The organism is Arthrobacter pasteuri (assembly GCF_054510955.1).
Window position 1 is genome coordinate 966,651 of record NZ_JBTNDO010000001.1, and the last position, 23,588, is coordinate 990,238.

Sequence of the window (23,588 nt, forward strand, 5' to 3'; positions counted from 1 at the left end):
CTAACCCAGGCCGGCGATCCGTGGGACGCCCAGGGCGGCACCGTTCCCGCCCGGCTTCCGCGGGTCGCGGTGGGCGAGCTTCTCCCGCAGCATCGTCCGGCCACGGTGGATACGCGAGCGGACGGTCCCGAGCTTGACGCCGAGGACCTGCGCCACCTCGTCGTACGCCAGGCCCTCGAGGTCGCACAGCACGACGGCGGCGCGGAAGTCCGGCGGAAGTTCCTCCAGGGCTGCCTGCACGTCGATGTCCAGGTTGTTGAATTCGAAGCTGCGCTCGGGGCCGGGGTGCTTGCTCGGCAGCCTGCTCTCGGCTTCCTCCGTCAGTCCGTCGAACCGGATGCGGGTCTTGCGCCGCGCCTGGTCGAGGAACAGGTTGGTGGTGATGCGGTGCAGCCAGCCGTCGAGCGTTCCCGGCTTGAAGTTCGCCAGTGAACGGAAGACCCTCACGAAGACTTCCTGCGTGAGGTCCTCGGCATCGAACTTGTTGCCGGTGAGGCGGTAGGCCAGGCGGTAGACCTTCGGCGAGTAGTTGGTGACGACTTCCTCCCAGGACGGCGCCACCCACGGATTGCCGTGCTCATCGAGGAGAGGCACATCCGCTCCGGGAACGGCCTCCATGGCGGCCTCTGCCGCCTTCACGCTAGACATCATCTACCCCTTCTCGCCACGCATCCCGAACAGGTCCTACCCCGCGGCTGCCACGGCTGCGGTGGTACCGGGGATTCGGGGCCGTGCTCATGCTGGATGTCCCGAGAAGGAAGTCTTTCGCACCAAGCTGGGAACTGGCTGGCAGATCTCTGCGGTGTACCCGCCCCGGGGACGCCGGGCCCGCTATGCTCGCCTGCGCGCTCGCCCGCATGGAAGTCGGGCTGCGCCGCACAGTAGTGTTGGGGCGGGGCGCCCGCACCCCGGGGTGCACCGCCTCCCGGGGTGCACCGCCTCCCGGGGTGCACCGCCTCCCGGGGTGCACCGCCTCCCGGGGTGCACCGCCTCCCGGGGTGCACCGCCTCCCATCACCACTGCCCGTAACCACTTCAAGTAACCACAGAACGGATGTTCATGGCCGCCGACAAACACAGCAGCTGGTCCTACACCGAAGGACTCCCCGACGAGGACGACATCCTGCTTCGGGCGCGCGACCGCTCCCACGAGCTCGGCGTCGCCCCCGTCACGCCTGCCGTCGGCGCAGCACTCACCGTCCTCGCGGCAGCCTCCAAGGCGAGCACCGCGGTCGAGGTGGGTGCCGGAGCCGGGGTGTCGGGAGTCTGCCTGCTGAGGGGCCTTGGGCGGAATGCGGTCCTGACGACCATCGATTCCGACGTCGACCATCTCCGGGCCGCCCGGGAGGCCTACTCCGAGGCCGGCATCCCCTCGAACCGCACACGCACCATCTCGGGGCGCGCGGCCGATGTGCTGCCGCGCCTGACGGATGCCGCCTACGACCTGGTGTTCATCGACGCCGACAAGCCGGGCCTGCCGGTCTACGTCGAGCAGGCGACGCGCCTGCTCAAGGACGGCGGCATCATGATCATCAACGACGCGCTGGACCAGGACCGGGTGGCGGAACCCGCCGTGCGCGAGCAGTCGACCAATACGCTCCGCCAGGTCGGGAAGATGATCCGTGAGAACGAGGCCCTCGTCTCGGCACTCGTGCCCACGGGCACCGGGCTCCTGCTCGCGGTGAAGCAGCGCGCCTAGCGGCGGGCGGGCGGCGCCTGCCGCCTGCCCCGACGGCTGGACCAGGAGACCGGGACTCCCGGTTCGGATGGCCTAGGTGGTGACCGGTTCGGACGGCCTAGGTGGTGACGGTGAGCAGGCAGTCCTTGAGCTTGCCCGCTTCCTCAGCGTTGAGTTCGACGACAAGGCGTCCGCCGCCATCGATCGGCACCCGCATGATGAGGCTGCGCCCCTCCTTGGTGACTTCCATCGGTCCATCGCCGGTACGCGGTTTCATGGCAGCCATGGGGGTGTCCCTTTCAACAGGGCGCGACCGCGATCAGCGGCAGCGCGACAGTAAACAGTGCGCCGGCCGGTAGCCCAAAGGTCCGGCGGTGCACGTCATCACCTTCATTATTCAGCACAAGCCCTGCACCTGCTAATTCAGGTGCGGCGTGGATCACACTCAGGGTGGATAATCCCCATCCGGTCCGGACGGGGACCAGCCCCACAGCCAATCCACCCAGAAGAACTGCAGCAGCACCGATACCGGCAGCAGCACCCACAGGATGCGGATCCCGAAGCGGCTGCCGGCGACGGCAAGCGCCAGAGGGAACAGCGGGAACAGGATCCGCCACGTGCTCGACTGCGGATCCCAGAACGCCCCGAGGTACAGCAGGTAGCCCGCGCACCAGGCACCGGCGACCAGCCCCGTCGAGCGCACGGCGGGCGCGAGGAAGAGCGCGACGACGCCCAGGAGCAGGCCCGCGACGACCAGCACGGCCGCGGCGGGACCCACGATGGCGGCCGGCGCCTCGAGCCACGGCGCGAAGGGGACCAGTGCCTCACCACGCCATGCGGTCTCGGTCGCCACATAGGCGTTCCGCTGCCCCGTGACGGCCCAGGCGATCAGCGGCCAGGCGACAGCGCCGAGCGACGAGACCACCCCCAGCAGGAACACGGGCAGCACCGGCTGTGCCGGCGGTCCACCGCGGACGGCTCTGCGCCGGACGGTTCGGAGGGCGGCAAGGAACAGGACCCCCACCGCGATGGCGAAGGGCACCCCGGTCGGCCGTGCAAGGCACATCAGGACGACGACGGGCATCGCCGCGTAGTACCGGCCCGTGGACACCAGGTACAGCGCGGAGGCGAGGAGCAGCAGGTGCAAGGACTCCGCGTACGGAACCTGGAGGATGGCGGAGACGGGCGCGAAGGACACGACGGCGACGCCTGCGAGCGCCGCCCGGTGGTCCGACCCGAGGCGGAAGAGCCGGTAGATCACGAGCGATGCACCCGCCGCAGCGGCCACGGACACGAGAGGCGCGAGGAGCCCCCAGCCCAGGCCGGTGGCGGCGTCGAGGACCCGGACGAGTCCCGGGTAGAGCGGGTAGAACGCCCACTGGTTGTGGCTCACGACGCCCAGCGCGTCCCGCGGCAGGTCCGTCGGATAGCCCTCGGTGAAGATGCGTTCGTACCAGCCGCTGTCCCAGTAGTTGATGAACGTGCCGTACGAGGGGGCCGGACCGGACCAGGGGCTGGGGCCCTGACGTGCCGCGGCGAGCAGGAGGATCCCGGTCGAGACGAGGCGACCGACGGCGAAGACCGCCAGGACCTGCAGGGACCAGTGCGCGTGCCACTGTGCGGACCGGTGCGCCCGGGCCGGCACCACGCGGCTCACGGGCCGACGGGGCCGGAGGGTTCAGCCGCGCCGGCCTCACCGGGAACGGCCGCCGAAGGCCGGCCCTGCTGCGGCTCGGCCCGGACCCAGCAGTCCCGCAGGTGGTCATCCACGTAGCCCGTGGCCTGGAGCATCGCGTACGCGGTCGTGGGTCCCACGAAGCGGAAGCCGAGTCCTCGGAGTTCCCGGGCCAGCGCCGTGCTCTCGGGGGTGATGGCCGGGACGTCCGCGAGGGTGGCGGGCGCGGGCCCGGGGACCGGCCGGTGGCTCTCGAGGACGGAGCCGAGGGTGGTCCCGTTCGGGAGCGCGAGCAGGGCACGGGCGTTCGCGATCGTCGCCTCGATCTTCTGCCGGTTCCGCACGATGCCCGCATCGTCCATCAGCCGCTCGATGTCCTGCGCGCCGAAGCCCGCGACGACGGCGGGATCGAAGCCGGCGAAGGCCCGGCGGAACGCCTCGCGCTTCCGCAGGATCGTGATCCAGCTCAGGCCCGACTGGAACGCTTCGAGGCTCAGCCGTTCGAACAGGCCTGCCTCACCGAATACGGGCCGCCCCCACTCCTCGTCGTGGTACTTCTCGTACTCCTCGCTCGACACCGCCCAGCCGCAGCGCCGCCGGCCATCGGATCCGGGAACCGCCCCGCTCATCCCGCGTCCTTGACCGCGAGCTGCGAGCGCAGGTCCCGGATGACCGCGTCCCGCTCCTCGAGCGCCGCGGTCAGCCGGTCCAGGACCTCGTCCACCTGGTCCATCCGGTACCCGCGCAGTCCGAGGCCGAAACGGACAGCGTCGACGTCGCGGGCCGAGGGCGTGTCGGGAAGGAGGACGGGCGGCAGCGAGGCCACCGGCTCCACCAGACCCATGCCGCCGCCCCGCAGGGAGTCGTCGTGGTGCCCGGCGGGACCGGCACCGGAGGCGGCCCGCAGACCGGGCCCGATGTGCTGGAAGGGCGCCGGCAACGGGCGACCCGAAGCAAGGACCGCTGTTGCTCCCATCAGCAGGATGGCGAGGATCACCAGGAAGATAGTCACACCGCAATGGTGCCAGAGCGGTCCCGGGAGGGTCAGGACCGGGGTCAGGACGGGTGGTCGTGGCCCGCCGATGCCGCGACGATCCGCACGGCCTCCTCTGCGGTGTCGACGAGCTGCAGCAGCGAGAGATCCTTCTCGGACACGGTTCCTTCCGCGAGCAGCGTGCCTTTGATCCAGTCGATGAGGGGGCGCCAGTAGTCGACGCCGATTAGCACGATGGGGAAGGATGTCACCTTGCCGGTCTGCACGAGCGTCATCGCCTCGAACAGCTCGTCAAGGGTGCCGAACCCGCCCGGCAGGACCACGAAGCCGCTCGCGTACTTGACGAACATGGTCTTGCGGGCGAAGAAGTAGCGGAAGTTGATGCCGAGGTCCACCCACTCGTTCATGCCCTGTTCGAACGGCAGCTCGATGCCCAGCCCCACCGACGTCCCGCCGGCCTCACAGGCGCCCTTGTTGGCAGCCTCCATGGCGCCGGGGCCACCCCCGGTGATGACGGCGAAGCCGGATTGCACCAGCCTCCGGCCCACCTCCTCGCCGATCGCATAGTAGGCCGAGCTCCGCGCCGTCCGGGCCGATCCGAAGACGCTGATGGCGGGGCCGAGGTCGGCGAGGGTCCCGAAGCCCTCCACGAACTCGCTCTGGATGCGCAGCACGCGCCAGGGGTCGGTGCGGGTGAAGCCCTTGGTGTCGTCCGCGTCGAGGAGCATGTTGTCCGACTGCGGCACCGTCGCCTGGGCGCGGCGCAGCTCCACGGAGCCCTTCCGCCTGGTCGCCCTGCCCGCCCCGTTGCTCGCCCCCGGTGGGCGGGCGCCGAACAGACCGCCGTCCTCGGCGGAGGGCTGGGGGGAACCTGTGCCGGCGACGTCGTCGTACAGAGGGGGGCGAGCGTCGTCGCTTGCCGCGGGGTGCTGGGAGGGAGACATTTACCTAGGCTAACCAACAGCCGGCGCCCCGGGGGTTTTGGTTGCTCTTCAATCACGATCACGGCTCTTCCCCTGCCCCGTATCGCCCGCGAGGAATAGTTCGCTAGATTTCTTCCATGACAAGTGAACAGCAACCGACTGTGCCCGCGGCCTCGGGAAGCGCCCTCGTCTCCCTCAAGAACGTGAACAAGCATTTCGGGGAGCTGCACGTTCTCCGGGACATCAATCTCGAGGTCGCCCGCGGCGAGGTCGTCGTTGTCATCGGCCCCTCCGGTTCCGGGAAATCGACGCTCTGCCGCGCGATCAACCGCCTCGAGACGATCGACGACGGCGAGATCACCATCGATGGCAAGGTGCTTCCCGCCGAAGGGAAAGCCCTCGCGAAGCTCCGCGCGGACGTCGGCATGGTCTTCCAGTCGTTCAACCTCTTCGCCCACAAGTCCATCCTCGAGAACGTCACGCTCGGCCCGGTGAAGGTGCGGGGCATGAAGAGCGGTGCGGCAAAGGACCTGGCGATGTCCCTGCTCAAGCGCGTCGGTGTCGACAACCAGGCGCAGAAGCTCCCGGCCCAGCTGTCCGGCGGCCAGCAGCAGCGTGTAGCGATCGCCCGGGCGCTGGCCATGCAACCGAAGGTGATGCTGTTCGACGAGCCCACGTCCGCGCTCGACCCCGAGATGATCAACGAGGTCCTCGACGCCATGGTGGCCCTCGCCAAGGAGGGCATGACGATGATCGTGGTGACCCATGAGATGGGCTTCGCCCGCAAGGCCGCCGATCGTGTGATCTTCATGGCCGACGGTCAGATCATGGAGCAGGCGACGCCCGAGGAATTCTTCACCAACCCGCAGAGCGACCGCGCCAAGGACTTCCTCGGCAAGATCCTCTCCCACTGACCCCTGTATCCGAAGAGGCCACCGGCCGCAACGCAAGGAGAACCAATGCAGAAGACCCGATACGCAGCAGCCGCGGTGGCTGCCATCGCAGCACTGACACTGTCCGCCTGTGGTGGCGGCAGCGCCGAGAGCGAGGGCGGCGAGACCGGTGAGGCCGGCGGTGAGACCGTCCGCATCGGCATCAAGTTCGACCAGCCCGGCCTCGGCTACGACGAGGGCGGCTCCTACTCCGGTTTCGACGTCGACGTGGCCAAGTACGTGGCAGGCGAGCTCGGGTTCACCGAGGACCAGATCGAGTTCGTGGAAGCCCCGTCCGCTAACCGTGAGAACCTGCTGTCCAACAACCAGGTGGACATGATCTTCGCGACGTACTCCATCACCGACACCCGCAAGGAGACGGTGGACTTCGCCGGCCCGTACTTCGTCGCCGGCCAGGACCTCCTCGTCCCCACGGACAGCGACATCACCGGGCCCGAGGACCTCGAGGGCAAGAACCTGTGCTCGGTGACCGGCTCCACCTCGGCCCAGAAGATCAAGGACCAGTACCCCGGCGTGCAGCTCGTCGAGCAGCCGGGCTACGCCGAGTGCGTCACCGCGATGGGCGGCGGCCAGATCGACGCCGTCACCACCGACGACATCATCCTCGCCGGCCTCGCCGCGCAGGAGGCCAACGCCGGCAAGTTCAAGGTGGTCGGCAACACGTTCTCGGAGGAGAACTACGGAGTCGGGCTCCCCAAGGGCAGCGACAAGTGCGAGGACATCAACGCGGCCATCACCAAGATGATCGACGACGGTGCCTGGGAAGAGGCGATCACCAAGAACACCGAGGGTGCCGACTACACCTACAACGCGGAGCTGAACCCGCCGACCCCGGCGCCCTGCGCCTAGCATTCCGCCCATTGGTGGGGTGGTCCGTCCGGACCGCCCCGCCAATGCCGTGTTCCCCACCAGGAAAGAGGTGAACCGTGGAGAACTACCTGTCGCTGTTCGAGACCTACAACGTGCCCGCCGCGTTCTGGGTCAATATCCAGTTGTCCTTCTGGGCAGCCATCTGGGCCCTGGCCATCGGCACGGTGCTGGCCCTGTTCCGCATCTCCCCCATCCCGAGCCTGCAGCTGTTCGGTGCGGCGTACGTGAACATCTTCCGCAACACGCCGCTGACGATCATCCTCGCCTTCGGCTTCCTCGGACTGTTCTCCGTCATGCAGATCAGCCTCGCGAATGACCTCAACGTGAGCCTCTTCCGCATCGCCATCGTCGGCCTCTCGCTGTACCACGCCGCCTTCGTCTGCGAAGCGATCCGCAGCGGCGTCAACACGGTCCCCCTGGGCCAGGCCGAAGCCGCCCGTGCCATCGGCCTGAGCTTCCTGCCGGCAGCCCGGCTCATCATCCTGCCGCAGGCCTTCCGCGGAGCCATCGCCCCCCTCGGCAACGTCCTGATCGCCCTCATCAAGAACTCCACCGTCGCGGCCGCCGGTTCGGTCGCCACGGAATCGTCGGGCCTCATGAAGACCATGATCGAGTTCCGCTCGGACCTCGTCATCCCGATCTTCCTCACCTTCGCCCTCGGCTTCGTGATCCTGGTGATCCCCATCGGGCTGCTGACCACCTGGGCCTCACGGAAACTGGCGGTGGCACGATGAGCGCGCAGCAGGTCCTCTTCGACGCGCCCGGCCCGCGCGGGCGCCGCACCATCCTGATCGGGAACATCGTGGGCGCGCTGATCGTGCTCGGCATCCTCGCCTGGGTGATCTCCGCACTCGCCGACAAGGGCCAGCTCACGGCAGGCATGTGGACGCCCTTCCTCGAATCCCGGACGTGGGAGTTCTTCATCCTGCCCGGCCTGCTCAACACGCTGAAGGCGGCCGGCATCTCGATCGTCACCTCGGTACTGTTCGGCCTGGTCTTCGGCGTCGGACGCCTGTCGCACTCCGCGCCGATCCGCTGGATTGCCGGGATCGTCGTCGAATTCCTGCGTGCGGTGCCCGTGCTGCTCATGATGATCTTCTTCTGGCTGGCCCTCGGCAGCTCCGACTCCGTCAATCCGCAGGATGCCCCGTTGATCGCCGTGGTCATCGCCCTGACCCTCTACAACGGGTCGGTCATCGCGGAGCTGGTGCGCTCGGGCGTCCACGGGCTGCCGAAGGGCCAGCGCGAGGCAGGCATGGCGATCGGCCTGACGAGGAACCAGTCGCTGCGCAACATCGAGGTACCGCAGGCCCTCATCGCCATGCTGCCGGCGCTCATCAGCCAGTTCGTCGTGATCCTGAAGGACTCGGCCCTCGGCTTCATCATCACCTATCCGGAGCTGCTGCAGTTCACCCGGCGCCTCGGCGTGGGCGAGGGCAACGTGATCCCGTCCCTGTTCGTCGCAGCGGCGATCTTCATCCTCATCAACTTCGCCCTCTCCACCCTGGCCACCCGCCTCTCCGTCCTCCTGAGCTTCCGGACGAAGGGGCGCAAGCGGGCAGCCACGGGGTCCATCGCCCTGGATGCCTCCACCCCGGCTCCCACCTGAGCAGGTTCCGAGCAGCACGACGAGGAAGGGCCCGGCGAGTGCCGGGCCCTTCCTCGTGTTAGGGCCGGTCGAACCAGCCGGGTCAGGCTAGGGAGGGTCAGCCGCTCAGGACAGCCACGTGGTCAGGGCGCGGAGGCAGGCACGTACGGCGTCGGCATGCACGTGCTCGTCATCGGTGTGGGCCAGGAGCGCGTCGCCGGGTCCGAAGTTGACCGCCGGCACGCCGAGGGCGCTGAAACGTGCGACGTCGGTCCAGCCGTACTTGGGCTTGGGTTCGGCGCCGACCGCCGCCACGAAGGCGGCGGCCGCCGGGTGCTGGAGTCCGGGCCGCGCCCCCGCTGCGGCGTCCGTCCGCTCGACGGTGAAGCCTTCGAGCAGGGCCCGCACGTAGTCCTCGGCCTGCTCGGGGGTCTTGTCCGGGGCGAAGCGGTAGTTGACCTCGATCACCGTGCTGTCCGGGATCACGTTGCCCGCTGTGCCGCCGGTGATCTTCACCGCGTTCAGGCTCTCGCGGTAGTCGAGGCCGTCCACGTGGACGGTGGCGGGCTCGTGGTCGCGGAGCCGGACGAGGATCTCGGCGGCGCCGTGGATGGCGTTCTGCCCCATCCAGGCCCGGGCGGAGTGGGAGGCCTTGCCGGCGACCCGCACATCGAAGCGGGCCGTCCCGTTGCACCCGCCCTCCACGGTGCCGTCGGTGGGTTCCAGGAGCACCGCGAAGTCCGCCTTCAGCCACTCCGGATGGGAGGCGGCGACACGGCCGAGACCGCTGAGGGAGGCTTCGACCTCTTCGTGGTCGTAGAAGATGAACGTGATGTCGCGGGTGGGCTCCGTGAGGGCTGCCGCGAGCGCCAGCTGCACGGCGACGCCGCCCTTCATGTCGGTGGCCCCCCGTCCGAACAGCACGTCGCCCTCCCACGAGGAGGGGACGGTCCCCCTCGATCCGGGAACGGTCGGCAGCGGCACGGTGTCGATGTGCCCGGCCAGGATGACCCGTTCCGCCCGGCCGAGCCGTGTCCGCGCCATCACGCAGTCGCCGTCGCGCACCACTTCGAGGTGTTCCAGGCCGCGCAGCGCCCGCTCCACGGCGTCCGCGAGGACGGCCTCGTTTCCGGAGACGCTCTCGAAGTCGATCAGTCGGGCTGTCAGCTGGGCGACGTCGGAGGCCGGATCGAGGTCCGCCGATGGTGTCTGAATCATGCTGCAACCCTATCGCTCGGTAGACTGGTGCCCATGACTCCTCCCATGCCCAGCTCCCCCCTGCCCGGCGCGTCCCAGCGGACAGCCGGCGGTCTCGGCCTCGCCACGGTGGCCTCGGACGGCACCGTCCTGGACACCTGGTTCCCCGCCCCCTGGCTCGGTGAGGACCCGATGGACACCGCCGCGCGGCGGGACCTCCGTGCCACCCTGGAGTCCCTCGCCGGGTCCGGTGCGGACGACGTCCGCCGCGTCACCCAGCGCGTGGTCGATGTCACGGTGGATCCGGACGAGGCTCCGGCAGACACCCCGGATGCCTACCTGAGGCTCCACCTCCTCTCCCACCGGCTCGTCCAGCCCAACACCATCAACCTCGACGGGATCTTCGGACTCCTCGCCAACGTGGTGTGGACGAGTCATGGCCCTGCCGCCGTGCAGGGCTTCGAGACCGTCCGCGCGGGCCTGCGCGCCCGGGGGTCCGTGGCCGTCTACGGCGTCGACAAGTTCCCGCGCATGGTGGACTACGTGGTCCCGGCCGGCGTCCGGATCGCCGACGCGGACCGCGTCCGGCTCGGAGCCCACCTGGCCGACGGCACCACCGTGATGCACGAGGGCTTCGTGAACTTCAATGCCGGCACGCTCGGCACCTCGATGGTCGAGGGCCGCATCTCCGCGGGCGTCGTCGTCGGGAACGGGTCCGACGTCGGCGGCGGCGCCTCGATCATGGGCACGCTGTCCGGCGGCGGGAAGGAACGCATCACCATCGGTGAGCGCTGCCTGCTGGGCGCCGAGTCGGGGGTCGGCATCTCGCTCGGGGACGACTGCGTCGTCGAGGCCGGCCTCTACCTGACGGCGGGCACCAAGGTGACCCTGCAGGACGGCTCGCTCGTTAAGGCGAAGGACCTCTCGGGTGAGCCGGGCATCCTGTTCCTGCGCAACTCCGCCACGGGAGCCGTCGAGGCGCGCCCCCGCACCGGCGAGGGCATTGCCCTCAACCCGGCCCTGCACGCCAACTAGCTCATGTCGCCGAGGCCTCCCTCCGCTGCGGTCCGTCGTCGCCGTCGCCAGGTGCGCACGGGCGTCATGCTCGCTGCCCTGGTGGCGATCGTCACGGGCGGCGGCGTCCTGGTGGTCAACCAGCTGGAGGACAGCGAGGTCCTGGTCCGCGAGCGCTGCAGCGCGACCACGGGGACGGACACCTTCGAGCTCAGTCCGACGCAGGCAGGGAATGCCGCCCTGATCTCCGGTGTCGCCGTGGCCCGGGGGCTCCCGGCCCGCGCGGCGTCCATCGCGATCGCCACCGCGATCCAGGAGTCCCGCCTGGAGAACATCGACTACGGGGACGACGCCGGTCCGGACTCGCGCGGCCTGTTCCAGCAGCGGCCTTCGCAGGGATGGGGTACGGAGGAGCAGATCATGTCGCCCCTCTACGCCACCGGTGCCTTCTACGATGCCCTCGTCAAGATTCCCGGGTACGAGACGCTGCCCATCACCGAGGCTGCGCAGACCGTGCAGCGGTCGGCCCACCCGGAGGCGTACGCGGACCACGAGCCGGAAGGGCGTGCCTTCGCCTCCGCGCTGACGGGCAATTCCCCCGCGGCCCTCGACTGCACGCTGCACGAGCCGGACGGCGCCGGTGACCCCCTGGCGGTCTCGGCCGCGGCCGAGGAGGTCTTCGGACCGCTGGGAGGCGTCGTCGATGCCACGACGCTGACCCTGGATGTCTCGGGCACCAGCGGCTGGGCCGTCGCCCAGTGGGCGGTGGCGAACGCCTCCACCTTCTCCATCACGTCCGTGTCCCACTCCGGACAGCGGTGGGAAAGGGCCGACGGCGGGTGGACGGCGACGACGTCGGAGCCCGGCACCGTCACCGTCACCGTCGCCGGAGTCACGCCCTGACGGACCCAGGGACTCCGAGGCTCAGGCCAGCATCTTCACGACCGGCTCCACATAGCTGCGGAAGGAACGCTCGTCGTCGAACAGTTCCTGGCACATGAGGAGCTTGTCCGGCTCCACCCACCACGCGCGATGCACGCCGAGTGGCAGTTCGACGATCTGGAGCGAGAAGCGGCGGGCGGCACGGCCGAGCTCGAGCTCCCGCTCCTCGAGGATCCGTGCCAGGAGGTTCTCCATGGTGTCGGCACCCCGCGCGCCCGAGTGCAGGGCATACTCGGCGCACCGCTCCTCGGCCCAGGCCGTTGCGGCACCGAAGTGCGCCCTCATCAGCGCCTTGAGCGCTTCCATGCCGTCGAGGGCCTCCAGTCGCGGCGGCACGGGCAGCACGGCGTCGCTGATCGGGTGGCGGAGGAGGCTGTGCCACCACGCCTCCCATTCGACCCTCAACGTTCCGGGTCCTCCGGCGGGTTCGGTCAGGCGTCGGGTCTCGGCCCTCCGCACGGGAGGCACCACGGGCGGCAGGGCGGGATTGCCCACCCCCTGGAGCCCCGAGCAATCCCGCAGGTAGAGCGCTACGAGGAGCACTTCGGACGTGTCCACCGTGAAGTGCGCGCTGTAGCCGGTTTCGGAGTATGACATGGGCCTCCCTTGCACCAGTCAGGCTGCTCCTACAGTAGACCCCGGACCGACGGCGCTCCAGAGTCCCGGGCACGTTTCGGAGTGCGGCAGGGAAAGCACCTGCGGCACTCCGACCTAGGATGGAACCATGAAGATCCTCGTTACCGGTGGCAGCGGATACATCGGCTCGCACACCGTCCTGACCCTGCTCGAACACGGCCATGACGTCGTCGTCGTCGACAACCTCCTGAACTCCACCGAGACATCGCTCCAGCGGGTGGCCGCACTCGCGGGCCGCACGCCGACGTTCCACCAGGCGGACCTGCTCGACGAACCGCGCCTGCGCACCATCTTCGCCGAGGAGAAGGTCGACGCCGTCATCCACTTCGCAGGCCTGAAGGCGGTCGGCGAGTCGGTCGAGAAGCCCCTGTACTACTACTCCAACAACGTCGGTGGCACCCTGAGCCTGCTGCGCGTGATGGATGACGCCGACGTGCGCACCCTCGTCTTCAGCTCCTCCGCCACGGTGTACGGAGCGTCGGAGGAAGTCCCCCTCACCGAGAAGCTCCCCCTCGACGCCGTCAACCCGTACGGGCGCACCAAGGAACAGATCGAGGACATCCTGACTGATCTCGGGGCGGCCGACCCCCGGTGGAACATTGCCCTGCTGCGCTACTTCAACCCCGTGGGCGCGCATGCCTCGGGCACCATCGGCGAGGACCCGACCGGCGTCCCCAACAACCTGCTGCCGTTCGTGGCGCAGGTGGCCGTGGGACGGCGCGAGAAGGTGATGGTGTTCGGCAACGACTACCCGACACCCGACGGCACGGGCGTGCGCGACTACATCCACGTGGTCGACCTGGCGCAGGGGCACCTCGCCGCGCTCGACTACCTCGTGGCGCGCGGCGGCGTGCACACCTGGAACCTCGGCACAGGCAACGGCTCGTCCGTCCTCGAGGTCCTCACGGCGTTCTCCGCCGCGGTCGGCCGCGACATCCCCTACGAGTTCGCTCCCCGCCGGCCCGGCGACGCCGCGGTCAGCTACGCGGACCCGTCCTCGGCCCTCGCGGACCTCGGCTGGTCCGCGACCCGTACCCTCGCCGAGATGTGCGAGGACCACTGGCGCTGGCAGAAGAACAACCCGCAGGGCTACGCGACGGTCCAGGACGACTGACGCCGGGACACTCGGCCCCGGACCTGGCGGCCGAGCGTCCGGAGCAGCCAAGAACACGTTCGACGACGGCGGCCGCCCACCTGGGAAGGTGGGCGGCCGCCGTCGTTGCTGCCGGTGCCTGGGCGCCGGGGATCAGTTCGCGGGGTAGTGCCGCTCTCCCTCGCCCGTGTACAGCTGGCGCGGCCGTCCGATCTTCGTCTGCGGATCCTGCATCATCTCGCGCCACTGGGCGATCCAGCCGGGAAGGCGGCCGATCGCGAAGAGGACCGTGAACATCTTCTCCGGGAAGCCCATGGCCTTGTAGATGAGGCCGGTGTAGAAGTCGACGTTCGGGTAGAGCTTGCGCTCGATGAAGTAGTCGTCGGCCAGAGCCTTCTCCTCGAGCCGCATGGCGATGTCGAGCAGCTCGTCGTTGCCGCCGAGCTTGTTGAGGATGTCGTGGGCGGTGGCCTTGACGATCTTCGCGCGCGGGTCGTAGTTCTTGTAGACGCGGTGCCCGAAGCCCATGAGCTTCACGCCGTCTTCCTTCTTCTTGACCTTCTCCATGAAGTCCTCGGGCTGCATGCCCTTGGCCTGGATGTCGCGCAGCATGTTCAGCACGGCCTCATTGGCGCCGCCGTGCAGCGGGCCGAAGAGCGCGTTGATCCCGGCGGAGACCGAGGCGAACATGTTGGCGTTGGAACTGCCGACGAGGCGCACCGTGGAGGTGGAGCAGTTCTGCTCGTGGTCCGCGTGCAGGATGAGCAGCAGGTCCAGGGCCTTGACCATCATCGGGTCGAGGTCGTACGGCTCGGCGGGCAGGCCGAAGGAGAGCCGCAGGAAGTTCTCCACGAGGTTCATGGAGTTGTCCGGGTACAGCATCGGCTGGCCGATGGACTTCTTGTGTGCGTAGGCCGCGATGACGGGGAGCTTCGCCATGAGCCGGAACGTCGAGAGTTCCACCTGCTCGTCGTCGAAGGGGTCAAGGGAGTCCTGGTAGAAGGTGGACAGCGCCGAGACGGCCGAGGAGAGCACCGGCATGGGGTGCGCGTCACGGGGGAAGCCGCCGAAGAAGCCCTTCAGCTCCTCGTGCAGCAGGGTGTGGCGGCGGATGCGGCCGTCGAACGTGCTCAGCTCCTCGGGCGTCGGCAGGTTGCCGTAGATGAGGAGGTAGGACACCTCGAGGAAGCTGGAGTTCTTCGCGAGTTCCTCGATGGGGTATCCGCGGTAGCGCAGGATCCCGGCGTCGCCGTCGATGTAGGTGATCGCGGACGTGGTGGCCGCGGTGTTCATGAAGCCGGGGTCGAAGGTGACCTGGCCGGTCTGCTTCAGCAGTTTCGACACGTCGTAGCCGTTGTTGCCCTCGACAGCGGGCACCAGCGGCAGGCTGAGTTTCCCGCCGTCGTAGTGCAGGGAAGCAGCATTCTGCTCGGTCATTGATTCTCCTTCAGGAGCTGGAGCGAGGTCCTCGCCACGAATCATTCGCTACGCCGCAGGACAGGCGTCCCACCGGCATCGCACATTCAGCTGAAACGCTACCGTCAGCGGGCCACGATCACTAATCCTGCGTGCCTCCGCCCTGCAATGGCAAGGCCCCGGTCAGCGGGCGGTGGCGGCGAGCCGCGCGACCGCCGCCTCGATCCTCTCGTCACTGCCCGTGAGGGCGACGCGGATGAATCCTTCTCCCGCGTCGCCGTAGAACGTGCCGGGACCCGCCAGGATCCCGAGCCCGGCAAGCCACCCGATGGTGTCCCACGTGGGCTTCCCGTTCGATGCCCAGAGGTACAGGCCGGCCGCCGAGCCGCGGATCGTGAAGCCGGCGCCCTCCAGCGCGGGAACGAGCAGTGCGCGACGACGGCGGTACAGGTCCTTCTGCGCGGCCACGTGTGCATCGTCCCCGAGTGCCACGCGCATCGCTTCCTGCACGGGGTAGGGCACGATCATGCCGGCGTGCTTGCGCGAGTTGACGAGGCCGGCAACGATCGCCGGGTCCCCGGCCGTGAAGGCGGCCCGGTAGCCGGCGAGGTTGGACTGCTTGCTCAGCGAGTAGACGGCCAGCAGGAGTTCGTGGGAACCGCCGGAGACGCGGGGGTCGAGGATGCTGGGTACGGGCTCGCCGCCCTCCGCGGGGTCCCAGGGGCCCCAGCCGAGTTCCCCGTAGCATTCGTCGGAAGCCACGACGGCCCCGAGCGACCGGGCGTCGTCGACGATCGCCCGCAGGCCGTCGACGTCGAGCACCTCGCCCGTGGGGTTGCCGGGCGAGTTGATCCAGACGAGGCGCACACGGGCACGGACCTCTTCGGGAAGGTCGGCGAGGGAGTCGGACGCGACCGCCGTGGCCCCTGCGAGGTGGGCGCCGACGTCGTAGGTGGGGTACGCCACCGCGGGACGGACGACGACGTCGCCCTCCCCCAGTCCCAGCAACAGGGGCAGCCACGCGACGAGCTCCTTGGACCCCACGGTGGGCAGGATGTCCTCGGGGTCGAGCCCGGGCACTCCCCTGCGGCGCGCGAACCACGCGCTGATCGCTTCGCGCAGGGGGGGTGTGCCGTGGGTGGTCGGATATCCGTGTGCGTCGGCAGCCGCGGCGAGGGCGGCCTGGATGAGTTCCGGCGTGGGGTCGACAGGAGTCCCGATGGACAGGTTGACCACTCCGCCGGGGTGCTGCGCCGCGATGTCCTGGTAGGGCGCCATGGCGTCCCACGGGTAGTCGGGCAGGTGCAGGCCGAAGGACGTCGGCTCGTCGGCCGCCACCTAGGCGGGCTGGTTCTGGGGCGGCAGGGCCGCGATGATCGGGTGGTCGAAGCCCGTGTTGCCGACCTTCGCCGCTCCGCCGGGCGAGCCGAGGTCGTCGAAGAACTCGACGTTCGCCTTGTAGTACTCGGCCCACTGCTCGGGGGTGTCGTCCTCGTAGTAGATGGCCTCCACGGGACAGACGGGTTCGCAGGCGCCGCAGTCCACGCACTCATCGGGGTGGATGTAGAGCGACCGCTCACCTTCATAGATGCAGTCGACGGGGCACTCCTCGATACAGGCCTTGTCCTTGACATCCACGCATGGCTGCGCGATTACGTAGGTCACTTCCCACGCCTTTCTAGAGAACTGGGTCGGCTGCCGCACCCTCGGTGCGGTTCCCAGCTTAACGCAATGCTCCGCTGCGGCAGGACCACTGCAGCAGGCCACCGCGTGCCCCGCTCGGACCGGGAGGGGCCTACCCTTGATGGGTGCAGGATCCCTCAGCCTTCCTTGCGGCGCTTCCCCTCGACACCAGGGTGGTGGTGCGCCGCCGCGTCGCCGACGGGTTCAGCGACTCCCTGGGCGACCTCGTGGCGCGGGACGTGACCACGTGCACGGTGCGGACGCGCAGGGGCGACGATGTCGTCCTGCTCGCGGATGTCACGGCGGCACGGGCCGTACCGCCCGCGCCGCCCCGCCGGGCTCCGCGGCGCGCAGGGATTCCCGGGGACTCCTGATCCGGATCCGTCCCCCCGGCCGGGCGACTGACGCCGCCCGGCCGTGCAGTCAGCGTGCTGTGGGCCGGCGGAGCCGCGAAGGAGCGAGGACGACGGCGCAGAACGCCACCGCGGCGAGCGTCACGGCGAGGACGCCGAAGAGCCACACGTTGCCCGCGAAGGCCGAGCCCGGAGCGGTGGGCGATGACCCGGTGAGGATCAGCGTCTTCGACGACGTCGACAGCAGGGCCACCACGCCGTAGGCGACCGCCCCCGCCACCGCCGTCAGGACCACGTTCCTCGCCCAGAGCCCGCACAGCAGGAACAGGCTGCCCGCGAGCACGAGCGCAGCAAGCGCGCCGACGGGAAGGGGAACCCCTCCCACGAAGGCGAGGTGCCCGTGCAGGAGGGTGCCGAAGACGGCTGCGACGGTTCCGGCTCCCCCGGCGCCCACGACGGCTGCGGGCCGTGCAGGCGCCCGACGGGGTGACGGCGCACTCACCCGTGGGTCCGGTGCGGCAGGCGCGGGACGGGGACGGTCGTCCTCCGGGCTGCGCGTGGACGCGCCTGCTCCGGCCCTGTCCGCAAACGCCGGACGCCGGCCCTCCCCTGCTGGGGAGGTACCGGCGTCGTCGTAGGCCACTGTTCTGCTGGTGGTGCCGGCGCTAGGCGCGGGCGCGTGAACGCGAGGCGCGCATGCGCTCGTTGGCGTCGAGGATGACCTTGCGGATGCGGATGCTCTCCGGCGTGACCTCGACACACTCGTCCTCGCGGGCGAATTCGAGGGATTCCTCGAGCGTGAGGTTGCGCGGCGGGGTCAGGTTCTCGAAGGTGTCGGAGGACGCTGCACGCATGTTGGTGAGCTTCTTCTCCTTCGTGATGTTGACCTCCATGTCGTCGGCGCGGGAGTTCTCGCCGACGATCATGCCCTCGTACACCTCGGAGGTGGGCTGCACGAAGAAGGAGCCGCGCTCCTGCAGGTTGATCATGGCGAACGGGGTCACGACGCCGGCACGGTCGGCGATCATCGACCCGTTGGTGCGGTACTCGATGTCACCGGCCCACGGCTCGTAGCCCTCGGAGATCGACGCCGCGATGCCGGCACCGCGGGTGTCGGTCAGGAAGCGGGTGCGGAAGCCGATGAGGCCTCGCGCCGGGACGATGAACTCCATGCGAACCCATCCGGTGCCGTGGTTCGCCATGTTGGTCATCCGGCCCTTGCGGGCGGCCATGAGCTGGGTGACGCCGCCGAGGTACTCCTCGGGCACGTCGATGGTCATGTGCTCCATCGGCTCGTGGATCTTGCCGTCGATGGTCTTGGTGACCACCTGTGGCTTGCCGACCGTGAGCTCGAAACCCTCGCGTCGCATCTGCTCCACGAGGATGGCCAGCGCGAGCTCGCCACGTCCCTGGACCTCCCACGCGTCGGGACGCGCGGTCGGCAGGACACGGAGCGACACGTTGCCGATGAGCTCCTTGTCGAGGCGGTCCTTCACCTGGCGGGCCGTGACCTTGGCGCCCTTGACCTTGCCGGCGAGCGGCGAGGTGTTGATACCGATGGTCACGGAGATCGCGGGGTCGTCGACCGTGATGAGCGGCAGCGGCTGGGGGTTGTCGACGTCGGTGAGGGTCTCGCCGATGGTGATGCCCTCGATACCGGCGACGGCGACGATCTCGCCGGGTCCGGCGGAGTCGGTGGGAACACGGTCCAGCGCCTTGGTGGCGAGGAGTTCCGTGATCTTGACGGACTTGAGCTCACCGTTCTGGCGGGCCCAGGCGACGGTCTGGCCCTTGCGGAGCGTTCCGTTGAAGATGCGCAGCAGGGCGAGACGGCCGAGGAACGGCGACGCGTCCAGGTTGGTCACGTGTGCCTGCAGGACACCCTCGGGGTTGTAACGGGGTGCGGGGATGTGCTCGATGATCGTCTGGAACAGGGGCTCCAGGTTGTCGTTCGACGGCACGGTCCCGTCCGCGGGCTGCTCGAGCGACGCTGCACCGGCGCGGGCGGCGGCGTAGACGACGGGAACGTTGAGGATCGCGTCGAGGTCGAGGTCGGGGACCTCGTCCGCGAGGTCGGAGGCGAGGCCGAGGAGGAGGTCCATCGACTCGCTGACGACTTCCTCGATGCGGGAGTCGGGGCGGTCGGTCTTGTTGACCAGCAGGACCACGGGGAGCTTGGCCGCGAGGGCCTTGCGGAGGACGAAGCGGGTCTGGGGCAGCGGGCCCTCGGACGCGTCGACGAGGAGGACGACGCCGTCGACCATGGACAGGCCGCGCTCCACCTCGCCGCCGAAGTCGGCGTGGCCCGGGGTGTCGATGACGTTGATGGTGATCGTCTCGCCCTTGGCGGACGGGCCGTCGTAGAACACCGTGGTGTTCTTGGCGAGGATGGTGATGCCCTTCTCGCGCTCGAGGTCGCCCGAGTCCATGACGCGGTCGGCGACGTCGCCATGCGCAGCGAACGAGTTGGTCTGCTTCAGCATGGCGTCGACCAGGGTGGTTTTTCCGTGGTCAACGTGAGCCACGATGGCTACGTTGCGGAGATCGCTGCGGACAGCGGTGTTGCCTGTGGTTTCAGACATGCGTAAGGACTCAATTCAGTATCTACTGCGGGGAAATTGTCGGCGGCTGCAGTGCACGCCCTCTCACCAGTCTAGGCGAGAGGTAAAAACAGACCTAATGCGCAGGGCCGAGGGTGGCCCTTGTCCGCTCTCGGCGCACAAGGACGGCGGCCCTCCCGGGGGAGGGCCGCCGTCGTCGTTCGTGTTCCGCAGCCGCCGAATGCAACCGGGTAACGCAGCCGGGGAACGCAGCCGCCGGGTGACGGACCCGCTATGCGACCTCGGGGGGCAGGACGAGTCCGGCGCCCGGGATGGCCGCGAGCAGTGCCTGGGTGTAGGCGGTCCGGGGGTTGTCGAACACCTCGTCGGTGCTCCCCTGCTCCACGAGCCTGCCCTTCTGCATGACGGCGACATGATCGGCGATCTGCCGGACCACGGCGAGGTCGTGCGTGATGAAGAGGTAGCTGAGGCCGAGCTCCGACTGCAGGTCGGCGAGCAGGTTCAGGATCTGTGCCTGGACCAGCACGTCGAGGGCCGAGACGGCCTCGTCGCAGATGACCACTTCCGGATCGAGTGCCAGTGCGCGGGCGATCGCCACGCGCTGGCGCTGCCCGCCGGAGAGCTCGTTGGGGAAGCGCTGCATCATCGCGGAGGGCAGGGCCACCTGGTCGAGCAGCTCTCGCACCTTCTTCTCCCGGCTCTTCGCGGTTCCGACCCCGTGGACACGGAGCGGCTCCTCGATGGTCCGGTAGATGTTGTACATCGGGTCGAGCGAGCCGTAGGGGTCCTGGAAGATCGGCTGCACGCGGCGCCGGAAGTCGAACATCTCCTTCCGCCCGAGCGTGGTGATGTCCACGCCGTCGAAGCGGATGCTGCCCGACGTCGCCCCCTCCAGCCCGAGGACCATCTTCGCCACCGTCGACTTGCCCGAGCCGGACTCGCCGACGACGGCGGTGGTGGTGCCGCGCGCGATCGAGAAGGAGACCTTGTCCACGGCGGTGAAGTCGGTGGACTTGCCCCAGCTGCCGCGGATCTTGAAGACCTTTGTCAGGTCCTCGACCTCGATCACCCTGTCCGGCGCAGCGTCCTTCGCCGTGTTCTTCGCCGTGTTCATCGCCGTGTTCTTCGCTGCAGCGGGAGCCAGCAGGTCGCCGGTCTCGAGCCCGGCCTTCTTGGCCGACTCGATGCGGCGCGACGCGATCGACGGCGCCGAGGCCACGAGCTTCTGGGTGTACGGGTGGCGCGGGTTGGTCAGCAGCTCGAGCGCGGGACCGGCCTCGACGACCTGCCCCTTGTACATGACGATCACCTTGTGCGCCCGTTCGGCGGCGAGGCCGAGGTCGTGCGTGATGAGCAGCACGGCGGTGCCGAGCTCCTCGGTCATCGTGTCCAGGTGGTCCAGGATCTGCCGCTGCACGGTCACGTCCAGGGCCGACGTCGGCTCATCGGCGATGAGCAGGCGGGGCCGGCAGGACAGGCCGATCGCGATCAGGGCGCGCTGGCGCATACCGCCCGAGAACTCGTGCGGGTACTGGTTGGCGCGCGACCCGGCGTCGGGCAGTCCCGCCTCCGAGAGCACCTTCGCGACGTCCGAAGGACCGCTCGGCAGTCCGTTCGCACGAAGGGTCTCCCGGACCTGGAACCCGATCTTCCACACCGGGTTCAGGTTGGACATCGGGTCCTGCGGGACCATGCCGATCGACGACCCGCGGAGTTCGACGATGCGCTTCTCCGACGCGTGCGTGATGTCCTCGCCGTCGAAGATGATGCTGCCTTCGGAGACGCGCCCGTTGGCGGGCAGGAGGCCGATGGCGGCGAGTGCCGTCGTCGACTTCCCCGAGCCCGACTCCCCCACGATCGCGACGGTCTCGCCGGGCATCACGGTCAGGTGCGCCTTGCGCACCGCCGGGACGTCCCCGTTCGACGTCGCGAACGTGATGGCGAGGTCCCGGAGTTCGAGCAGCGGCTGGGGGCCGCCCGACGGCGTCGGAGCCCCATCGGTGGTGGGGGCGACGCGGTGGCCGCCCTGGTGGGTGCTCATCGAGGAGCTCATCGTTTGCGTGCCTTCGGATCGAGAGCGTCACGCAGGGCGTCGCCCAGCATGATGAAGCTCAGAACGGTGATCGACAGTGCGAGGCCCGGCCAGAAGATGGCCATCGGGTTGCTGCGCAGCGACGGCTTCGCCGAGAAGATGTCATTGCCCCAGGACATGACGTCCGGCGGGAGTCCGATGCCGAGGAAGGACAGCGTGGACTCGGCCACGATGAACGTACCCAGCGAGATCGTCGCGATGACGATGACCGGTGCGAGCGCGTTCGGGATGACGTGCTTGACGAGGGCGCCCAGGGGCGAGACTCCGAGCGACCGGGCTGCCGTGACGAAGTCGGCGTTGCGCACCTCGATGACGGCCGCCCGGGTGATGCGGGCGATCTGCGGCCAGCCGAACGCCACGAGGATGACGACGAGCGTCCAGACGTTGCGGTTCTGCTGGAACACGGGGAGCTGCACGACGACGATCGCACCGAGGATGAGCGGCAGGGCGAAGAAGATGTCACCGACGCGGGCGAGGATGGCATCGACCCAACCGCCGAAGAACCCGGCCAGTGCACCGATGAGGCCGCCGATCAGGACCACGCCGAGCGTGGCGAACAGGCCTACGGTCAGCGAGGACTGGGTGCCGTGCACCACGCGGGAGAGGATGTCGCAGCCCTGGACGGTGAAGCCGAGCGGGTGCCCGGGGGCGGGACCGCCGTCGGAGTTCTCGAGCAGGCAGTTCTCGTTCGGCGGCTCGTTCGTGAAGAGCCCGGGGAACAGCGCCACGAAGATGACCGCGAGGATCAGGATCGCGCTGATGATGAACAGCGGCTGCTTCCGCAGGCTCCGCCATGCCTCGCCCCAGAGGCTGCGGGGCGCGGCGTCGGACACGGCGCTGTCCGTGGCCCGTACCGGCGTCTCGTCGAGGTCGGCGACGAAGTGCTCGATCGGGTAGGGGGACGTCTTGGTGCGCGCGGCCGATGCCGTCGTGGACGCCGGGCGGAATGTCGGAGAGGCGGATGGTGATGTTGGTTCAGGCATATCGAATCCTTGGGTCCAGCCACGCGTACAGGAGATCCACCAGCAGGTTCGCGAGGCAGAAGATGAGGATCAGGAACGTGACGATCGAGACGACCATCGGTCCGTCCCCGTTCAACACGGCGCGGTAGAGGGTGTTGCCGACGCCGTTGACGTTGAAGATCCCTTCGGTGACGATCGCGCCGCCCATGAGGGCGCCGAGGTCGGCGCCGAGGAAGGTCACGACAGGGATCAGCGAGTTGCGGAGGACGTGCACGACGACGACCCGCTTGCGGCTGAGGCCCTTGGCCGTCGCCGTCCGCACGTAGTCGGCATTCACGTTCTCGATGATGCTGGTGCGGGTCAGGCGCAGGACGTAGGCGAAGGACACCAGTCCGAGGACCACGGCCGGCAGCAGGAGTTCGCCGAACGTCGCGTCGCCGCTCACGGTCGGGTTGGTCCACTGCAGCTTGACACCGATGAGGAACTGCATCAGGAAGCCGAGCACGAAGATGGGCACGGCGATCACGATCAGGGACAGGACGAGGACCGAGGAGTCGAACAGCTTGCCCTTGCGCAGGCCCGCGACGAGGCCGAAGAGGATGCCGAAGACGGCCTCGATGACCAGTGCCATGATGGCGAGCCTCGCCGTGGTCGGGAAGACCTCGGCGATGATGGTCGCGATGGGGCGGCCGGAGAAGTTGGTGCCGAGGTCGAACGTCACCACACCCTTCAGGTACAGCAGGTACTGGATCCAGAAGGGCTGGTCGAGGTTGTACTGCTCACGCAGTCCGGCGACGACGGCAGGGGTACAGCCGCGCTCGCCGCAGATGGCGGCGGTGGCGTCGCCGGGAAGGCTGAAGACGAGGAAGTACACCAGCAGCGTGGCGCCGAGGAAGACGGGGATCAGCTGCAGGAAGCGTCGGACGATGTACCAGGCCATCAGCGCGCACCTCCCGGTG

Annotated in this window: 25 protein-coding genes; 9 read left to right on the forward strand and 16 right to left on the reverse strand. The window is 68.9% G+C overall.

The window, feature by feature from the left end:
• Positions 1-618, reverse strand: a complete 618-nt coding sequence (gene sigE, locus ACX80H_RS04455) for an RNA polymerase sigma factor SigE (RefSeq protein ID WP_459313362.1) — start codon at positions 616-618, stop codon at positions 1-3.
• Positions 619-1,059: 441 nt separating this feature from the next.
• On the opposite strand from sigE, the gene ACX80H_RS04460 reads away from it, so the two are divergent.
• Positions 1,060-1,698, forward strand: coding sequence for an O-methyltransferase (locus ACX80H_RS04460; RefSeq protein WP_087077280.1), 639 nt, complete (start codon positions 1,060-1,062; stop codon positions 1,696-1,698).
• A gap of 97 nt (positions 1,699-1,795) precedes the next feature.
• On the opposite strand, the gene ACX80H_RS04465 is transcribed toward ACX80H_RS04460, so the two are convergent.
• The 5 genes from ACX80H_RS04465 to ACX80H_RS04485 form a co-directional block, all read right to left on the reverse strand.
• Entirely contained in the window at positions 1,796-1,963 is a 168-nt protein-coding gene (locus ACX80H_RS04465) for a DUF3117 domain-containing protein (RefSeq protein ID WP_087076540.1), read from the reverse strand.
• Positions 1,964-2,122: 159 nt separating this feature from the next.
• Positions 2,123-3,334: a hypothetical protein gene (locus ACX80H_RS04470; RefSeq protein ID WP_459311323.1), complete on the reverse strand. Its 1,212-nt coding sequence runs from the start codon at positions 3,332-3,334 to the stop codon at positions 2,123-2,125.
• Positions 3,331-3,981, reverse strand: a complete 651-nt coding sequence (locus tag ACX80H_RS04475; protein WP_459311325.1) for a DNA-3-methyladenine glycosylase I — start codon at positions 3,979-3,981, stop codon at positions 3,331-3,333. Before ACX80H_RS04475 ends, ACX80H_RS04470 begins: the two co-directional genes overlap by 4 nt.
• Positions 3,978-4,364 carry a DivIVA domain-containing protein gene (locus ACX80H_RS04480; protein WP_459311327.1) on the reverse strand — a complete coding sequence of 129 codons (387 nt, stop codon included), beginning with the start codon at positions 4,362-4,364 and terminating at the stop codon, positions 3,978-3,980. Before ACX80H_RS04480 ends, ACX80H_RS04475 begins: the two co-directional genes overlap by 4 nt.
• A gap of 44 nt (positions 4,365-4,408) precedes the next feature.
• Complete coding sequence (locus ACX80H_RS04485) at positions 4,409-5,290, reverse strand: LOG family protein (RefSeq protein ID WP_459311328.1); 882 nt, start codon at positions 5,288-5,290, stop codon at positions 4,409-4,411.
• A 116-nt stretch (positions 5,291-5,406) separates the two neighbouring features.
• On the opposite strand from ACX80H_RS04485, the gene ACX80H_RS04490 reads away from it, so the two are divergent.
• From ACX80H_RS04490 to ACX80H_RS04505, 4 genes are all read left to right on the forward strand, one after another.
• Positions 5,407-6,183 carry an amino acid ABC transporter ATP-binding protein gene (locus tag ACX80H_RS04490; protein ID WP_459311330.1) on the forward strand — a complete coding sequence of 259 codons (777 nt, stop codon included), beginning with the start codon at positions 5,407-5,409 and terminating at the stop codon, positions 6,181-6,183.
• Between the two features lie 45 nt (positions 6,184-6,228).
• Entirely contained in the window at positions 6,229-7,071 is an 843-nt protein-coding gene (locus ACX80H_RS04495; protein ID WP_459311332.1) for a glutamate ABC transporter substrate-binding protein, read from the forward strand.
• Positions 7,072-7,148: 77 nt separating this feature from the next.
• Positions 7,149-7,826: an amino acid ABC transporter permease gene (locus ACX80H_RS04500; RefSeq protein WP_459311334.1), complete on the forward strand. Its 678-nt coding sequence runs from the start codon at positions 7,149-7,151 to the stop codon at positions 7,824-7,826.
• A complete protein-coding gene (locus ACX80H_RS04505; RefSeq protein ID WP_459311336.1) occupies positions 7,823-8,701 on the forward strand; it encodes an amino acid ABC transporter permease in 879 nt (292 codons plus the stop codon). Before ACX80H_RS04500 ends, ACX80H_RS04505 begins: the two co-directional genes overlap by 4 nt.
• 105 nt (positions 8,702-8,806) lie before the next feature.
• On the opposite strand, the gene dapE is transcribed toward ACX80H_RS04505, so the two are convergent.
• Positions 8,807-9,898: a succinyl-diaminopimelate desuccinylase gene (gene dapE / locus ACX80H_RS04510; protein ID WP_459311337.1), complete on the reverse strand. Its 1,092-nt coding sequence runs from the start codon at positions 9,896-9,898 to the stop codon at positions 8,807-8,809.
• A 45-nt stretch (positions 9,899-9,943) separates the two neighbouring features.
• Here dapE and dapD point away from each other — a divergent pair, with 45 nt between their 5' ends.
• Both dapD and ACX80H_RS04520 read left to right on the forward strand, forming a co-directional pair.
• The gene (gene dapD, locus ACX80H_RS04515) at positions 9,944-10,912 is read left to right on the forward strand and encodes a 2,3,4,5-tetrahydropyridine-2,6-dicarboxylate N-succinyltransferase (protein ID WP_459311339.1); all 969 of its coding nucleotides are present in this window, start codon (positions 9,944-9,946) and stop codon (positions 10,910-10,912) included.
• A 3-nt stretch (positions 10,913-10,915) separates the two neighbouring features.
• Positions 10,916-11,794, forward strand: coding sequence for a hypothetical protein (locus ACX80H_RS04520; protein ID WP_459311341.1), 879 nt, complete (start codon positions 10,916-10,918; stop codon positions 11,792-11,794).
• Between the two features lie 21 nt (positions 11,795-11,815).
• Here ACX80H_RS04520 and ACX80H_RS04525 read toward each other — a convergent pair whose 3' ends face one another.
• Entirely contained in the window at positions 11,816-12,430 is a 615-nt protein-coding gene (locus tag ACX80H_RS04525) for a hypothetical protein (protein ID WP_459311343.1), read from the reverse strand.
• A gap of 127 nt (positions 12,431-12,557) precedes the next feature.
• Here ACX80H_RS04525 and galE point away from each other — a divergent pair, with 127 nt between their 5' ends.
• Positions 12,558-13,583, forward strand: a complete 1,026-nt coding sequence (gene galE, locus ACX80H_RS04530) for a UDP-glucose 4-epimerase GalE (protein ID WP_459311344.1) — start codon at positions 12,558-12,560, stop codon at positions 13,581-13,583.
• A 132-nt stretch (positions 13,584-13,715) separates the two neighbouring features.
• Here the strand turns inward: galE and ACX80H_RS04535 are convergent, their stop codons facing one another.
• The 3 genes from ACX80H_RS04535 to fdxA all read right to left on the reverse strand — a co-directional run bounded on the left by ACX80H_RS04535 (position 13,716) and on the right by fdxA (position 16,643).
• Positions 13,716-14,999 (reverse strand): citrate synthase, encoded by a 1,284-nt coding sequence (locus tag ACX80H_RS04535; RefSeq protein WP_459311345.1) that lies wholly within the window; start codon positions 14,997-14,999, stop codon positions 13,716-13,718.
• Between the two features lie 162 nt (positions 15,000-15,161).
• Entirely contained in the window at positions 15,162-16,316 is a 1,155-nt protein-coding gene (dapC, locus tag ACX80H_RS04540) for a succinyldiaminopimelate transaminase (protein ID WP_459311347.1), read from the reverse strand.
• Positions 16,317-16,643: a ferredoxin gene (gene fdxA, locus ACX80H_RS04545; protein WP_049829022.1), complete on the reverse strand. Its 327-nt coding sequence runs from the start codon at positions 16,641-16,643 to the stop codon at positions 16,317-16,319.
• 143 nt (positions 16,644-16,786) lie between these two features.
• On the opposite strand from fdxA, the gene ACX80H_RS04550 reads away from it, so the two are divergent.
• Complete coding sequence (locus tag ACX80H_RS04550; RefSeq protein ID WP_459311349.1) at positions 16,787-17,035, forward strand: hypothetical protein; 249 nt, start codon at positions 16,787-16,789, stop codon at positions 17,033-17,035.
• 49 nt (positions 17,036-17,084) lie between these two features.
• Here ACX80H_RS04550 and ACX80H_RS04555 read toward each other — a convergent pair whose 3' ends face one another.
• The 5 genes from ACX80H_RS04555 to ACX80H_RS04575 form a co-directional block, all read right to left on the reverse strand.
• Complete coding sequence (locus ACX80H_RS04555) at positions 17,085-17,516, reverse strand: hypothetical protein (protein WP_459311351.1); 432 nt, start codon at positions 17,514-17,516, stop codon at positions 17,085-17,087.
• Positions 17,517-17,679: 163 nt separating this feature from the next.
• Positions 17,680-19,596, reverse strand: a complete 1,917-nt coding sequence (gene typA / locus ACX80H_RS04560; protein WP_459311353.1) for a translational GTPase TypA — start codon at positions 19,594-19,596, stop codon at positions 17,680-17,682.
• A gap of 250 nt (positions 19,597-19,846) precedes the next feature.
• The gene (locus tag ACX80H_RS04565; protein WP_459311355.1) at positions 19,847-21,616 is read right to left on the reverse strand and encodes a dipeptide ABC transporter ATP-binding protein; all 1,770 of its coding nucleotides are present in this window, start codon (positions 21,614-21,616) and stop codon (positions 19,847-19,849) included.
• Between the two features lie 8 nt (positions 21,617-21,624).
• Positions 21,625-22,650 carry an ABC transporter permease gene (locus ACX80H_RS04570; RefSeq protein WP_459311357.1) on the reverse strand — a complete coding sequence of 342 codons (1,026 nt, stop codon included), beginning with the start codon at positions 22,648-22,650 and terminating at the stop codon, positions 21,625-21,627.
• The gene (locus ACX80H_RS04575; protein ID WP_459311359.1) at positions 22,643-23,569 is read right to left on the reverse strand and encodes an ABC transporter permease; all 927 of its coding nucleotides are present in this window, start codon (positions 23,567-23,569) and stop codon (positions 22,643-22,645) included. Before ACX80H_RS04575 ends, ACX80H_RS04570 begins: the two co-directional genes overlap by 8 nt.
• Positions 23,570-23,588: the final 19 nt, after the last annotated feature.